A 14,040-nucleotide genomic window follows, 5' to 3' on the forward strand; every position below is an offset into this window, starting at 1 on the left:
TAAAGAGATATAACAGCCGAACAGCCGATCGCTATGGTCCAATTCAACGACAACTCCCCTGAAGATCTACGCCGCAAACTCGAAACGAAAATGGCGGATGGCCCGGACGGCGATCTGGCCGCTATAGACGAAGCGCTACGAGCGCAGGCCGATCAATATAACCACACACCTCAGGCGGAGCTCCAAGGCTACTCGCCGGCGATGTGCCACGCCCTGCGCCACCAATGGAATACGCCCGGCTCGCCAATTAAATTGAATTCCCAGCTGCCCCTGAAAAGTCTGAAGCACTCGAGGATCTTTAATGATATTCGCAACGTGCTGCTCGCCGTGCGGGAGGCCGACGGGATCAAAGCGACCCCCTCGGGGAACTTCGTTCGCAAATTCGTCGAAGCGATGGTCGATCCCCTTCTGGAGCCCGAAGAAAAGGAGCACTTGCTTCGCTACAACAAAGTCCTCAACGAAACGGACTTCCGTCAACTGCATGAGGCGCGTATCGTTGCCAGCGCAGCGGGCCTCCTCGTCAAACGAAAGGGTATCATCCGTGTGGCGAAAAAACACCAATCCTTCCTCGAAGAAGCGAAAGCCGGTGCACTGTTCACCCGCCTCTTCGATACGTATTTCCGCAAATACAATATCGGCTATCTCTATCCTTACGGGATCGACGTGGATTGGATCCAACACGAGATTGGTTTTTTACTCTACCCGCTTTACCTGAAGGCGCGTCATTGGATCGAGGCAGACGTGCTTCCCAAGAAGATCTTGCATCCATTGACTCTGGATAATTTACAACGCCATCTGAACCAACAAGCGTTCATGACTGCGGGCAGCGTTCTCGAACGCTATTTTCTGCGTCCCTTGCATGGATGGGGCTTGTTGGAGATCCAATGGACCGATGAGAGTCATTTCCCAAAACCGGGAAAGGTTCGGATCAGTCCACTATTCGAGCAATACATCCGGTTTGACGAGCAAGCTGAATAAGCGTGAGCGAATACCAAGCCTACTACTTCGGGCGGGCCGAAGGCCCGCTTTCGGGTGCCGATCTGGATGCGGTTGAGCAGCTTTCTTCTCATATACGGGTCGGCGCGCATAGCGCATTCGTCGACTACCACTACGGTGATTTCAAGCACGATCCGGTGCAGGTTCTAGAACGCTGGTTCGACGTGCTCATTTACCACGCCAACTGGGGCTCGCAAACCCTCGCATTTCGCTTCGATGCCGACCGGGTGAATGTAAAACGTCTGGCCGCGTACGCGGTCGGCGACCTGCTGACGATTCGGGAAACAGGCGATGTGATCGTCCTCGCCCAGTTCGACGAAAATTACGGAGATTTCGGCTATTACGATATTTCGGAGGACAGCGACCGGTTTTACGCGCCCTTCATCGAACTCTACCACGCCCTTCTCGGCGGCGACGAGCGCGCGCTTTGCCTGCTCGCGCTGCAAGCTCGTTATCTGAGCAGCAGTGACGGTCCTCTGCCCCTACCTTGTGGCCTGGGCGACCTCGGGCGCGAGCACGAGGCGCTCATCGAGTTCATCGACCTCCGCAAGGATCTGGTAGAAGCGGCGGCGCAGTTGAATCCGACACCGGCAACTCCCTTGTCAACTCCACCGACAAGCGATCCATATGCGAAATATTTGCCCAAGCTCGGAACCGGACCGGCAAGGTGCTATTTGGAGCGTCTACTGGTCGAGGACCCACACACCGTCCGCTCGGATCTGATTCGCGAGCTAAAGGGCTTCAGTCCGAAGCGAACGGGACCTGGGATGACCGAGCCAACCATCGAGGCGACATTCTCAAGCATTGACCGTTCCGCCGAAAAGCTGAGCGCCACCCGTCGGCAAAAAGAAGCGGACGAACAAGCCGCGAGGCGGTGCGCCTACTTTGAAAGACTCGAGTACGAATCCCAGGCGATGTGGGACAAAGTTCCAGAACTCATCGAGCGCAAACAGGCAAAGGCCTACGATCAGGCGGCGGAGATCCTCTACGCCCTGAAGTGCCTAGCCATCGAAAAAGGTGAATTATCTGCCTTCCACCCACGCGCCGCAGCGCTCATAAACAACTATCCCACGCTGCGGGGCATGCGATCCCGCATGGAGACGGCTGGCGTACTTCCCGACGACGACCGACCCAAACCAATCAAAAAAGCTACCGAACAGAAGTGCTGGCAGGAATCACACCCTCCGGAATCGTTCTTCGACTTTGGACTACTCCAGGCCTGACCACGAAGAACCGCCGCCCCTGAGTTAGAGAGAATTGGCGCTTCCGGGACACCCACCGAATCTTCACTGTTTCCTGACGCCAGTTTCCTCGACATTCAGCGATGTCCGCGGTCGAACTGCACTGCGCGGCATTCGCGATTCCGCACAGCAGCGCCAACCCTTACAAGTTGAATGTGGTAGTCGATACCGAGCGCAGCGACATCAACCACTTGCTTCGGCCCAATCTGCCTCTCGGGCCCTTCCAAAGGTCTGGAGAGAATTCTCCCAACAAGACTGCCGACACCGGGGATATAAAAATCCATGACTCTCCCAGAAACGACCCCTTTGGATTGACCCTGGCCTGTACCGATTCGCAGACAGACCGGAAAAGCGATCAACTATTCGCTTGCGAAAAATGCTGTGCAGGCGTTCATTCACATTCGTCAAAACCTCATATGTTCAGCACCCTTGGCACAGGCATTTACCCCCTTCCAGACGCCGCTCGCATCCTGGGCTTGTCCCTACCCAAGTTACGACGCTGGCTCAATGACAGCGAAGATGGGATGGTCCGAGATGCTCCCGAGGGAGCAAAAAGGGGAGGGAGCAAAAAGGGGTCGAACGCAAAATATTAAGATCTCCATTAAACCCTGAAAATATCCATCAAATCGCGTAGCTAAAGCTGAGCGGCTACTTTCGGACTGGCTGCTTAAGCTGCCGACATGTCTGAACGGAAGTCTATCAAGGCTGTCAGAATCTCCCGCCCATCGGTTGCAGATCGCCATAGAAATACTGCACGGCTGAATCTCGAAGGATACATCCTGTAGGGGAGTAGCTTCAGCTGCCCCCAATCGCGCCTACTCCGATCGGTAACCGGGGAAGACCTCCCGAAACCCCAAACCGCGCAGCTAAAGCTGAGCGGCTACTTTCGGACTGGCTGCTTAAGCTGCCGACATGTCTGAACGGAAGTCTATCAAGGCTGTCAGAATCTCCCACCCATCGGTAGCAGATCGCCATAAAAATGCTGCACTGCTGAATCTCCAAGGATACATCTTGTAGGGGAGTAGCTTCAGCTGCCCCCAATCGCGCCTACTCCGATCGGTAACCGGGGAAGACCTCCCGAAACCCCAAACCGCGCAGCTAAAGCTGAGCGGCTACTTTAGGACCGGCTGCTTAAGATTCCGACGCGTCTGAGCGGAAGTCTATCAAAGCTGTCAGAATCTCCCGCTCATCGGTTGCAGATCGCCATAGAAATACTGCACGGCTGAATCTCGAAGGATACATCCTGTAGGGGAGTAGCTTCAGCTGCCCCCATCGCGTCTGCTCCGCTCGGAACCTGGGGAAGACCTTCCGCAACCGCAAACCGCGCAGCTGAAGCTGAGCGGCTACTTTGGATTCAAGCCCCTCAAATACCAGGATTCGAAGTTCAGTCTTCGATTTGGAAAGCGGGATGTCCTGCGACTACGGAAAACTGGCCTCACCTTTTTGAGGGTTTTCGCGCCTTTTCGCGGACGGCCCCGCCCCTCGTAGAGCCCTGAAGACGCAAAGTCTTCCTTCCCCCGCTTTTCGGCAAGAAGAAACCAAAGGCTAGTCCTTCACATAGGCTTTGATGATCTTTTGATCCTCGACGGGTTTGTTCCCCCAACCCGTCTTGACGTTCCCGATGGCCACAACGGTTTCGTAGCCGCTGGTCACTTTACCAAAGATGGTGTGTTTGTCGTTCAGGTATTGGGGGGTGCTGGTCGTAATGAAGAACTGACTGCCGTTCGTTTCCGGGCCGGCGTTCGCCATCGCCAGCAATCCCTTTTCGTTAAAACGAACCTCCGGCGAGAATTCATCCGGAAAGGGTTTGCCCCAGATTGATTCCCCACCCCGGCCGGAACCTTGTGGATCGCCCCCTTGAATCATAAATCCGGGAATCACCCGATGAAAGGTCAGGCCGTCGTAGTAGCCCTCCTCGATGTGGGTCACGAAATTCGCTACGGCCAGAGGTGCGACCGATGGCATGAGCTCGATCTCCACATCCCCTTGAGTCGTCTCGAAGACGACGGTCATCGGCTCCTTCTCCTTCCATTCCGCTGCGACCGTGGAAAGGTCTTCCTCGGATGGCGAGGCGGTGAGTGAGAGGCTGGCAGCCAAACTTAGAATGGAGAGGAGGAGAATTTTAATCTTCATGGTAAAAGTGGGCATCAGAGAGCAGTTTGGTTTCTCAGAATGATGAGAGACTGAAACGACGCACTATCTTTTCAACCTTGGCAATCAAAAGGTGTGGACATGAATTGCCTGATTGCTGGGCTCCGTGCCAAAGGAGTCGTATTTTCCTTTCTGCGGATTTTGCGCCTTGTCGCGGCCATTCTCATCTCACTCAGGAATGGCAATCGTTATTCTTCGCCCGGTGCGAGAGGCCAATAAACTACTGAAACCGCCGGACCGTGCAGCTAAAGCTGAGCGGCTACCTTCCCAAGGACCGACTGCTTAAGCTGCCGACCCGTCTGAGCGGAAGTCTCTGTCGGACTACCCGAATCTCGCCCATCAGTAGCAATGCGCTGAAAAAATGACAATCGGCTGAAGTTGTGAATCTGCATTGTGTAGGGGAGTCGCTTCAGCTGCCCCCATCGCGCCTGCTCCGCTCGGCACCACGGAAGACCTTCCGCAACCGCCGGACCGCGCAGCTAAAGCTGAGCGGCTACCTTCCCAAGGACCGACTGCTTCAGCTGCCGATGCGTCTGAGCGGGCATCCCCGCCGGACTGCTGGAATCTCGCCCATCAGTAGCATAGCGCTGAAAAAATGCCGATCGGCTGAAGTTGGGAATCTGCATTGTGTAGGGGAGTCGCTTCAGCTACCCCCAATCGCGCCCGCTCCGCTCGGCACCACGGAAGAACCTTCCGAAACCACCGGACCGCGCAGCTAAAGCTGAGCGGCTACCTTCGGACCGACTGCTTCAGCTGCCGATGCGTCTGAGCGGGCATCCCCGCCGGACCGCCGGAATCTCGCCCATCAGTAGCAAATCGCTGAAAAAATGCCGATCGGCTGAAATTGGGAATCTGCATTGTGTAGGGGAGTAGCTTCAGCTGCCCCCATCGCGCCTGCTCCGCTCGGAACCACGGAAGGACCTTCCGAAACCACCGGACCGCGCAGCTAAAGCTGAGCGGCTACTTTGGCCCAACCCCTGGAGGGCTGACTACGCCTCTGGGCGGTCTTTTCCTCGCATTTCCAAGGGGAAGGCTTCCATCTCGGATCCGGAATAGACGGTGATGTGCGGGAATGGAATTTCGATGTCTTCGGCTTTGAAGCGCTCATGGATGTCATGCATGACCGAATTCTTGAGGTTGAGGAAATTGGATTTCTCAAACCACATCCCGAGCATGAGATCGATTGAGGAGCTCATAAAATCTTTCACGAGAACGATCGGCGCCGGCTCATCCAGCGAATAGGGATTGTGGTCGGCGATTTCTTTGAGCACCCGGATGACATCCTCCAGCGTTTCACGATAGGCCACACCGACGACGATGTCCATACGGCGGATGGGGAATTTGGTGATGTTGGTAAACTGGCTTTTGATGATCTCCTCGTGGGGAACCCGCACGTAGAGGTTGTCCGGAGTGCGTAGCTTTACCGACATGAGGTCGATGGAATCAATCGAACCAAGGGTGCCGTTGATCCGGACGAGGTCGCCGACTTCGAAGGCCTTTTCCCCGAGAATGAAGATTCCTGAGATCAGATTCGAAAGACTGGTCTGCGCCGCAAATCCGATGGCGACGGTCAGGATGCCGGCCGCTCCGAGAACCGCCCCGAGCTTGAAGCCCAGCTGCATGAGAATCGTCGAGCCGAGGAGGAGGATGCCTCCGTAGAAAATACACTTCCGACCGATCTGGCCGAAATGCGGTCCGAAACGTTTCTCGATAACCCGACCGAGGAGCCGCGCCAAGAAATAGAGGACGGGAATTCCGATCGCGAGGATGAGAAATACGCGGAGGCTGTTCTCGAAAGAAAATCGCGTGACGTGCGAAGTGGTTGATGCCGTTTCGGCGACAGCAGCAAGAGTGAATCCGTAGAATGAGGACAACATGGTGAGATCCTAAAAGCGGAAAGTTTTGCGAAAGAAACCGCGCTGCGGGCGCTCCCTTGCCTCGGCCACGCGGACGGGATTGGGCGAATTCTGCGGGGGATTGTAGTCGAAATCGACTTGGCTGACCGCCTCCCGCCCGTTGTATCTCACTTTGACGGGGTTGGTCCAAAGACCATCCGAACCGAGATACAATTCCAGGAACTTGCCGTCCACATTGATCATCTCACACTGGAGCGTCTCATCCGAGTCGTTGACGACGAGCACCGGACAAATGGCGAGATGCTCTTCGCGGGCAACATCCTCGAGCCGCCGCCGTGCCGGAGTCTTGAGAGCATAACAGAGGGATCCATCCGACCGGGAACCAAACCAGGTATCGGAGAGCCGGAGTGACGGAAAAATCGAAAGCGGTAACGCCGTTCCGTCGTCTTTCCCCGCCAGCACTTCGACCGAGACCGGAATGCTGATGTAAAATGAAACTTTGACGGAGACCGGAATCATGAGCGGATTTTCCGGCTTCACCACCAGAGGACGATCGGGCAGCACCGGCCGAAACCGGATCACCGATTCACCGCGCCCGAGAGGCCAGTAGGTCCAGTCGGCCGAGGTAACCTCCGGGTCCCGCGCTTTCTCCAGGTTGTCGTTGATCGTTCGGCTGACCAATGACCAGTCCTGATCGCTCCGGCGGGCATGAATCCGCATCGGCCCACATTGCCAATGGACCGAATCTCCATCCTCGAGGTGACGAGGATTCCAAACTCCTTCCACCGGAAGGTTTCCTCCGGCAGTCGTTTCTTTCGGCAATTCGGGCGAATTAGGTTCCATGGGCAGTGAATCAGTGTTGCCAAAAATCTCATCGCAAACCCCAGACAATAGCAAGGGCGACTCCATGGCGGGGGATGGCACCCGCACGAACTCTGTCCTCTCTCGGAAAAGAGTAATTTTCTCAGCGGAAACCGATAGCCTTCCCAGATCGGGATTGGCAACTTTCCCGAAAACTTGGATGGTTTTCCGGTGCCCTCTCCCCTTTTCAGTTCGGTCCTTTCCCCTTGCGGACAAAAATATGCCGGATTGATTCTCATCGCTGGGTTGCTTCTCTTCGCCACCAGATGCACCCGCGAGGAAGCGACAAGGCGAAACGGATCACCTCTCACGCAAGAGGTCTATGTCTGGCAACGGGCGTGGACCGACCCTGTCCTCAAGGCTATACAGGAGGAGGCGGATTCGTGGGAGAATCTGGCTCTCCTCGCAGCCGAAGTTCGCTGGCGGAATGCCGAGCCGAAAATCTCCCGCCCCTCTCTGCCGTTCTCAGAACTGAGCAGGCTGAACGGATCTTTCACACCAGTCCTCCGCCTGGGATCGATGGACGCGGAAATCTCCAGCGGCCCGGAAACTCAGAGGTTCCTCGTCGAACTGTCCATCGACCTCCTCAAGGAATGGCGCGAAGCGGGACTCGAACCGCGCGAGTTCCAGATCGACTTCGATGCACCTACCTCAGCCCTCGAAAACTACCGGGACCGTCTCGCCGCGATTCGCGAGGCCATTGCCCCGACTCCACTGATTTTCACCGCTCTACCCACTTGGCTGCCGGATCCCGATTTCCGCGATCTCGCCAAAGCCTCCGACGGCTACGTCCTCCAAGTGCATTCCTTTCGACGTCCGGAATCGCGGAACGCGATCCCCCCGCTCTGTGATCCCGAGGAAGCCCGGCGGGCCGTGCAGAGAGCCAGCCGTCTGGGAGTGCCGTTCCGCGTCGCCCTGCCCACATACGCCTACGCTCTCCTCTTCGACGAAGAGGGCCAGTTTGTTCGCCTCGCCTCAGAGGGCACGCTGCCGGAATCCTTCAGCGAGAGCCGTCAGGTTGTTCGCCTCGCCTCCGACCCAGAGGCTCTGGCCAGATTGGTCCGGGATTGGCAGGCATCCCCTCCACCGGGTCTTACCGGGATCTCTTGGTTCCGCCTCCCGACCTCCCAGGACCGATGGAACTGGCCCATCGAAACTCTTCGAGCCGTGAGAAACGGAAGACCTCCCGAAAACCAGCTAACGGTCTATGCCTCCACCGACGAACAGGGCCTGACCCAGATTTTTCTCCGCAATGCGGGCGAAACCAACGAACCCGCACCCGCCTCGATCGATACGAATGTCCCACCCGCAAACTTCTTGGCCGGAGACGGATGGAACGGCTTTATCTGGGATCAGTCCCACTCAATGAGCCTCTCCCGCTCTCGATCGACACCACCTCTCCGCCCGGGCGAAATCCGTCCCATTGCTTGGCTCCGCCTGTCGCCATCCCCCCGTATCGCAACTTCCCTCACTCTTTCCTATGCCACCACTCCCTAAACTTTTTCCACTCCTGTCGTTCCTTATCGCTCTCGGGGCCCACGCCTGTGGTCCCTGGTTCGACGCTTGGCTACTCGACGAAGGAGAAGACGCCTGGTCCACCGCGCCATCACTGATCTTCTCCATTGAGGCCGCCCCCATAATCGAGGAGACGCCTTCGCCGTTCTCGTTTGAGGCCATCGATCAGGAAACCGCCGAGCTCCTAGGTCTGAAACGCTACCTCGCCGAAATTGGGGCCTCCGCCGAAGACGAGGAAGAAGCCATCGCCGCCTACCAAATGGCCCGCCAGATCGTTTCGGGCGATGACGAATTCGCCGAATCAGTCGACGGGGACGCGGAGCCTTTCAACGAGGTCACCGACCTCCTCCCTCCCGCCTTCGTTCAATATCTCCGGGGAGCCTACTACTGGCACCGTCGCCCCGCCCGCCTCGATCTTGCCCGCGCTGCGTGGGAATCTCTTCTTCAGGAGAAGCCCGCTGGCTATCGGGAACGTCTGGTCTGGGCGCACTACATGCTCGGACGCAGCACCCAGGAATTCGACCCGGAGTACGCCCGATCCCATTTTCAAGAAACCCGACGGGCCGCCGCCAACGGCTTTCCGGATCCTCTCTGCCTCGCCGCCACCAGTTTCGGTTGGGAGGCCCGCACTTACTTCCTGGAAAAAGAATTCGACACCGCGCTCAAACTCTACCTCCAGGGCAATGCGTCCGGCGTCGAAGATATCCCCTCCCTCGAGTGGAGCACCCGCCTCGCCTTCCAACAGAGTGACAAAACCCTTTCACGCCATGCCCGCGATCCGCAGATCCGTCGACTGATGAGTGCATGGATCGGCTCCTATCCGGCAGTCAGTGACCCGGATGATGCGATCCAAAACACCCGGCTTCGCTGGCTTGCCATCCTGCAAAATTTCGAGGACTCCGATCCACAATCGATTGTCCAGCTCGCTCTCATCGCCTATCAAGCCGGTGAATTGGAAGAGGCCCAGCAATGGTGTGCCCTCAGCCCTCCCACGACTCTCGCTCACCAATGGCTCTCCGCGAAGCTCGCCTTGGCGCGAGGAAATTTTGACGAAGCCTCCCAGTATTACTCCGAGGCCATTCGAATTCTCCGGAACGAAGAATCCGACGATCTTCTTGTATTCATCATGGCCCCACAACCAGGCGCCCAAGATCCTTTTCTACTCAAAGGGGACCCCAAAAACCGAGTACCCGGTGAGTTGGGATTGATCCACCTCAAGCGTCGCGACTATCAGGAAGCGCTTCGGACCCTTCTCCCCTACTATTGGGAGGACGCCGCCTTTCTCGCCGAACGCGTGCTCACCACGGACGAGCTTCTCGCGTGCGTTAACCTCTACTATCCGGCCACCGACATTTCCGAAGAAGACCTAGATCACTCCGAATACACACCGCCCGAACGTCTGCGCTATCTGCTCGCCCGCCGATTGACCCGTGAAGGTCGCCTCTCAGAGGCTCTTCCCTATTTCCCCGAAACCCGTTGGGGAATCTTCCGAGACGGTCAGGACAAACTGGAGGTGAAAAACTTGGCCCAGGGGATGGATCAACTGCAGAACCAGACCGAAAATCCGGAAATTTCACCCCGCGCCCGCGCCGAAGCCTATTGGGCGCTCGCTCAACTGGTGCGGTTACGCGGCCTCGAACTCATGGGTACAGAACTCGACCCCGACTGGTTTGTCTATGAAGCCGATTATAAGCGTCCCGCCGCGAGCTCGCCCGAAAGAGGCATCACGTCTTCCCTACTGGGAGAGGTTTTTGCGGATCGGAGCGAAATCATCGAAAATTCGGCCCCAAAACCGGACCAACGGTTTCACTATCGATACACCGCTGCGGACTACGGCTGGCAGGCGAGCCAACTCCTCCCCGACAATGATCCCCTCACCGCCCAGATTCTCTGGCAAAGCGGACGCTGGCTCATGAACCGCGATCCCGAGGCAGCCGACCGATTCTACAAAGCCCTCGTTCGCCGCAATCCCGAGATTCCCTTAGCCGTGGAAGCCGATGCCCTGCGCTGGTTTCCCAAAAATCTCCCAACCGACCCAATGTCGGATTCCGGCGAGTAGCCGTAAAAAGAGAAAATTTTGGTCGGGCCGACTGGATTTGAACCAGCGACCCCTACACCCCCAGTGTAGTGCGCTACCAAACTGCGCCACGGCCCGAGCCAAAGAGGAGAGAAAAGGGAAAGCCGGGAGGAAGATCAAACGAAAAAATCCGGGTTTTTCGGGTGGTGACTCGGGAGGCCCTGGGGCGGAAATGATCTCGTCCAATATCTCTGCAGCAACGGTGCTCGACTCCTGGGCCCGAGGCAACGCCCCGGGATTCCCACAACCCCGGAAAATCCAGAGTCCTGAAGGTGCGCAACTCCCTACAGTTCCCGAACTCCATTTCCGCGGCAACGGGTTACGCCCTTTCAGGGCTAAGGATGACGAGAATCCCGAAACCTAGGGCGCTGCCCTAGGCTCAAGAGTTCGTGCGCCTTTGGCGCGGAAGGGTTTAGGGAGTTCATGTGTCGAGGCGCGGCATCAAACGGCTGAGTTGGTGGCGTTTGGCGAGAGATTTCGGACGGACACTTGGGGGCTGCCGATCCAACGTGTCGGCAGCTCAAGCAGCCGGTCCTTGGGCAAGTAGCCGCTCAGCTTTAGCTGCGCGGTCCTGTGGTTGCGGAAGGTCTTTCTGAGGTGCCGTCCGGAACGAACGCCATGGGGGCAGCTGAAGCTGCGCCCCTACCTGGAGCTATCCCCGCTAAAAATTCCTGGTGATCCAGTCCGCTACGGCGGCCGTGGTCTGGGAGAGGTGCTCTGGCTCGTTCATCATGTGGTCGCCGCCTTCAATTTTGACGAGCTCGACGTCGTCTCCGCGGAGGGATTTGATTTCTTCGGAATCCTCTGGTTGGACCACGTCGTCGGCGGTGCCGTGGACGAGGAGCCAGGGGACGGAGATGGTCTCGGCCATGGGGGCTACGGTGACGATGGTCTCGCAGAGGTCCTTCATGTACGCCGAGGACAGGGGGCAGTCTTCGTCCTCCCACATGAATCCTTCATCCGGAGTTTCTTCGCCAAACTCGGTTTCGGCGAACTTTTTGGTGTTCACCATTCCGGCCAGGGAGATGAGTCCGACGATGCGGGAATCCATGGCCGTCCGGAGGACCCCCACGGCCCCGCCCATGCTGTGCCCGACGTAGATAATTTTCTTCCCTTTGCTGGCCGTATCGAGAACAGCGCCGAGGTCGGCCACCTCCTTGGAAATGGTGGCGTCGCGGAAATCACCCTCGGACTCCCCGTTTCCGGCAAAGGAAAAGCGCAGCGTGTCGAATCCGGCGATGTTAATCGCCTTGGCGGTCTCGGTCAGGATCGGCCGATCCTTGTTCGCCGTGACCCCGTGGCCCATGACGACCAGGAATTCGCTCTTATGCTTTTCCGGGTTCCCGGCTTCGTAGGCGCAGTCGAGCTTCTCGCCCGAAGAGTTTTTGATTTCGAATTTCATGAGTGTTTGGCTCGTTCGTTAAAAGTCATTTGGACGAGGTAGGAATTTTCGACCCCGCCCAGTCCCTGTTGAAACCGGAATTTTCCAGTTTTGGACGACTGACCTTATTCGGGTGAACTCGATTTCGCAAGAATTTCGGGAAATTTGCCGAGCAGGGGTCGATGTGTGATCGACACGGCGGGCATGGGGAGTCGCTCCTGTGATCGCAGGAAGGCGCGGCTGCATCGTGTAGGGGAGTCGCTTCAGCTGCCCCCATCGCGCCTGCTTCGCTCGGCACCTTGGGAGAACCTTTCGCAACCGCTGGACCGCGCAGCTAAAGCTGAGCGGCTACTTCCACAGGACCGTCTGCTTGAGCTGCCGACGCGTCTGAGCGGGCATCCCCACCGGACTCCCGAAATCTCGTCTATCAGTAGCAAAGCACTGAAAAAATGCCAATCGGCTGAAGTTGGGAGTCTGCATTTTGTAGGGGAGTCGCTTCAGCTGCCCCCAATCGCGCCTGCTCCGCTCGGCACCTTGGGAGAACCTTACGCAACCACAGGACCGCGCAGCTGAAGCTGAGCGGCTACTTGCCAGGACCGGCTGCTTAAGCTGCCGACGCGTCTGAGCGGGCATCCCTGCCGGACTGCTAGAACCTCGCCCATCAGTAGCAAAGCGCTGAAAAATGCCAATCGGCTGAAGTTAGGAGTCTGCATCTTGTAGGGGAGTAGCTTCAGCTGCCCCCATCGCGCCTGCTACGCTCAGCACCTCGGTAGAGCCTTTCGCAACCGCTGGACCGCGCAGCTAAAGCTGAGCGGCTACTTGCCCAAGGACCGGCTGCTTGAGCTGCCGACGCGTCTGAGCGGACATCCCCACCGGACTGCTAGAACCTCGCCTATCAGTAGCAAAGCGCTGAAAAAATGCCAATTGGCTGAACTTAGGAGTCTGCGTCTTGTAGGGGAGTCGCTCCAGCTGCCCCCAATCGCGCCTGCTCCGCTCGGCACCACTGGTCTTCCCCCGAAAAAGTGGACAGTTTTCGGCTAGTTAAGTTGTGGTTGTAGATTGTAATATTGTTCAAGGTATCGTTGAGGCGAGATCATTCCTAAAGAGCTGTGTCTTCGCCGGCGATTGTAGAAGCATTCGATGTAGTCGAAGATGGCGCAGTGGGCTTGTTTTTTGTTATGGAAGCAACCGGAGTCGGGAAGCATCTCGGTTTTAAAGGAGGCGAAACAGCTCTCGGCGAAGGCGTTGTCGTAGCAGTATCCCTTGGCGCTCATGCTTTGTTTCCATTTTCCCAGAGCGGTTCGAAGGGGCCCGCTGGTATACTGGCAACCTCTATCGGAGTGGAAGATCGCAGTGGGATGGATCGGTAGTCTCAGACGGGCTTGGTCGATTGCCCGGACAGTTTGTTCGGCCGAGAGAGAGCAGGAGAGATTCCATCCAAGGATGAGACGGGAGAACAGGTCCATGACAACCGACAGATACATCCAACCCTCTTCGGTGGGGATATAGGTAATGTCGGCAACGAGTTGCTCACCGGGCTTGGTGGGCGCAGGCTCCTTTTTCAAAAGGTTAGGAGAAGGAGAAGCCTTCGAATCGGTTTTCGTTGTCTTTGGTCGCCAAGGCCTACGGAGCTTCCCTCGTAAGCCCTCTTTTCGCATCAGGCGCGCTACCCGGTTCTCGCCACAGGGCAAGCCGCGCTCGGCAAGTTCCGGGGTGATTCTCGGACTGCCGTAGCAGCGCATGTGACGGTCGGCATGAATCGTTTTTATTTCGGCGACTATGCGCTGGTTCTCGACAGCCCGAGGCCCAGGAGCAACTTTCCGGGTATCCCAGGCGTAAAATCCGCTCCGGGACAGTCCCAGAGCCCCACAAAGCTCGCATACTGAGTAGTCTTTCCGCATTGCCTCGATCATCGCATACCCAGATGCGGGTCCTCTGCCAGTATGCTCGCGGCTTTTTTTA

Annotated in this window: 11 protein-coding genes and 1 tRNA gene; 6 read left to right on the forward strand and 6 right to left on the reverse strand. The window is 57.3% G+C overall.

What is annotated here, in order from left to right; all coding sequences use genetic code 11:
• Nucleotides 1-33 precede the first annotated feature (33 nt).
• The 3 genes from H5P30_RS20875 to H5P30_RS20885 all read left to right on the forward strand — a co-directional run bounded on the left by H5P30_RS20875 (nt 34) and on the right by H5P30_RS20885 (nt 2,830).
• On the forward strand, nt 34-978 hold the full coding sequence (locus H5P30_RS20875) for a hypothetical protein (protein ID WP_185694860.1): 945 nt from the start codon (nt 34-36) through the stop codon (nt 976-978).
• 2 nt (nt 979-980) lie between these two features.
• Complete coding sequence (locus H5P30_RS20880) at nt 981-2,219, forward strand: hypothetical protein (RefSeq protein ID WP_185694861.1); 1,239 nt, start codon at nt 981-983, stop codon at nt 2,217-2,219.
• 101 nt (nt 2,220-2,320) lie between these two features.
• Nucleotides 2,321-2,830, forward strand: a complete 510-nt coding sequence (locus H5P30_RS20885; protein WP_185694862.1) for a hypothetical protein — start codon at nt 2,321-2,323, stop codon at nt 2,828-2,830.
• Nucleotides 2,831-3,782: 952 nt separating this feature from the next.
• On the opposite strand, the gene H5P30_RS20890 is transcribed toward H5P30_RS20885, so the two are convergent.
• On the reverse strand, nt 3,783-4,370 hold the full coding sequence (locus H5P30_RS20890; RefSeq protein WP_185694863.1) for a peptidylprolyl isomerase: 588 nt from the start codon (nt 4,368-4,370) through the stop codon (nt 3,783-3,785).
• A gap of 398 nt (nt 4,371-4,768) precedes the next feature.
• Between H5P30_RS20890 and H5P30_RS20895 the strand changes: the two genes are divergently transcribed.
• Nucleotides 4,769-5,107 (forward strand): hypothetical protein, encoded by a 339-nt coding sequence (locus H5P30_RS20895; RefSeq protein ID WP_185694864.1) that lies wholly within the window; start codon nt 4,769-4,771, stop codon nt 5,105-5,107.
• A 270-nt stretch (nt 5,108-5,377) separates the two neighbouring features.
• Here H5P30_RS20895 and H5P30_RS20900 read toward each other — a convergent pair whose 3' ends face one another.
• Complete coding sequence (locus H5P30_RS20900; RefSeq protein ID WP_185694865.1) at nt 5,378-6,265, reverse strand: mechanosensitive ion channel family protein; 888 nt, start codon at nt 6,263-6,265, stop codon at nt 5,378-5,380.
• 9 nt (nt 6,266-6,274) lie between these two features.
• A complete protein-coding gene (locus H5P30_RS20905) occupies nt 6,275-7,087 on the reverse strand; it encodes a DUF432 domain-containing protein (protein WP_185694866.1) in 813 nt (270 codons plus the stop codon).
• A gap of 189 nt (nt 7,088-7,276) precedes the next feature.
• On the opposite strand from H5P30_RS20905, the gene H5P30_RS20910 reads away from it, so the two are divergent.
• Together H5P30_RS20910 and H5P30_RS20915 are read left to right on the forward strand one after the other, a co-directional pair.
• Complete coding sequence (locus H5P30_RS20910) at nt 7,277-8,602, forward strand: DUF3142 domain-containing protein (RefSeq protein WP_185694867.1); 1,326 nt, start codon at nt 7,277-7,279, stop codon at nt 8,600-8,602.
• Complete coding sequence (locus tag H5P30_RS20915; protein WP_185694868.1) at nt 8,586-10,679, forward strand: tetratricopeptide repeat protein; 2,094 nt, start codon at nt 8,586-8,588, stop codon at nt 10,677-10,679. Before H5P30_RS20910 ends, H5P30_RS20915 begins: the two co-directional genes overlap by 17 nt.
• Nucleotides 10,680-10,698: 19 nt before the next feature.
• Here H5P30_RS20915 and H5P30_RS20920 read toward each other — a convergent pair.
• From H5P30_RS20920 to H5P30_RS20930, 3 genes are all read right to left on the reverse strand, one after another.
• A tRNA-Pro gene (locus tag H5P30_RS20920) sits at nt 10,699-10,775 on the reverse strand.
• Between the two features lie 583 nt (nt 10,776-11,358).
• On the reverse strand, nt 11,359-12,099 hold the full coding sequence (locus H5P30_RS20925) for an alpha/beta hydrolase (protein ID WP_185694869.1): 741 nt from the start codon (nt 12,097-12,099) through the stop codon (nt 11,359-11,361).
• A gap of 1,016 nt (nt 12,100-13,115) precedes the next feature.
• On the reverse strand, nt 13,116-14,040 hold a 925-nt coding region (locus H5P30_RS20930; RefSeq protein ID WP_185690928.1), incomplete at its 5' end, for an IS3 family transposase.

It is taken from the genome of Puniceicoccus vermicola (assembly GCF_014230055.1).
In the GTDB taxonomy this organism is placed as follows: domain Bacteria; phylum Verrucomicrobiota; class Verrucomicrobiia; order Opitutales; family Puniceicoccaceae; genus Puniceicoccus; species Puniceicoccus vermicola.

Coding starts and splice junctions, on each gene's coding strand:
- H5P30_RS20885 (WP_185694862.1), top strand. CDS start 2,321: ATGTCCGCGGTCGAACTGCACTGCGCGGCATTCGCGATTCCGCACAGC.
- H5P30_RS20890 (WP_185694863.1), bottom strand. CDS start 4,370: ATGAAGATTAAAATTCTCCTCCTCTCCATTCTAAGTTTGGCTGCCAGC.
- H5P30_RS20915 (WP_185694868.1), top strand. CDS start 8,586: ATGCCACCACTCCCTAAACTTTTTCCACTCCTGTCGTTCCTTATCGCT.
- H5P30_RS20905 (WP_185694866.1), bottom strand. CDS start 7,087: ATGGAACCTAATTCGCCCGAATTGCCGAAAGAAACGACTGCCGGAGGA.
- H5P30_RS20875 (WP_185694860.1), top strand. CDS start 34: ATGGTCCAATTCAACGACAACTCCCCTGAAGATCTACGCCGCAAACTC.
- H5P30_RS20900 (WP_185694865.1), bottom strand. CDS start 6,265: ATGTTGTCCTCATTCTACGGATTCACTCTTGCTGCTGTCGCCGAAACG.
- H5P30_RS20925 (WP_185694869.1), bottom strand. CDS start 12,099: ATGAAATTCGAAATCAAAAACTCTTCGGGCGAGAAGCTCGACTGCGCC.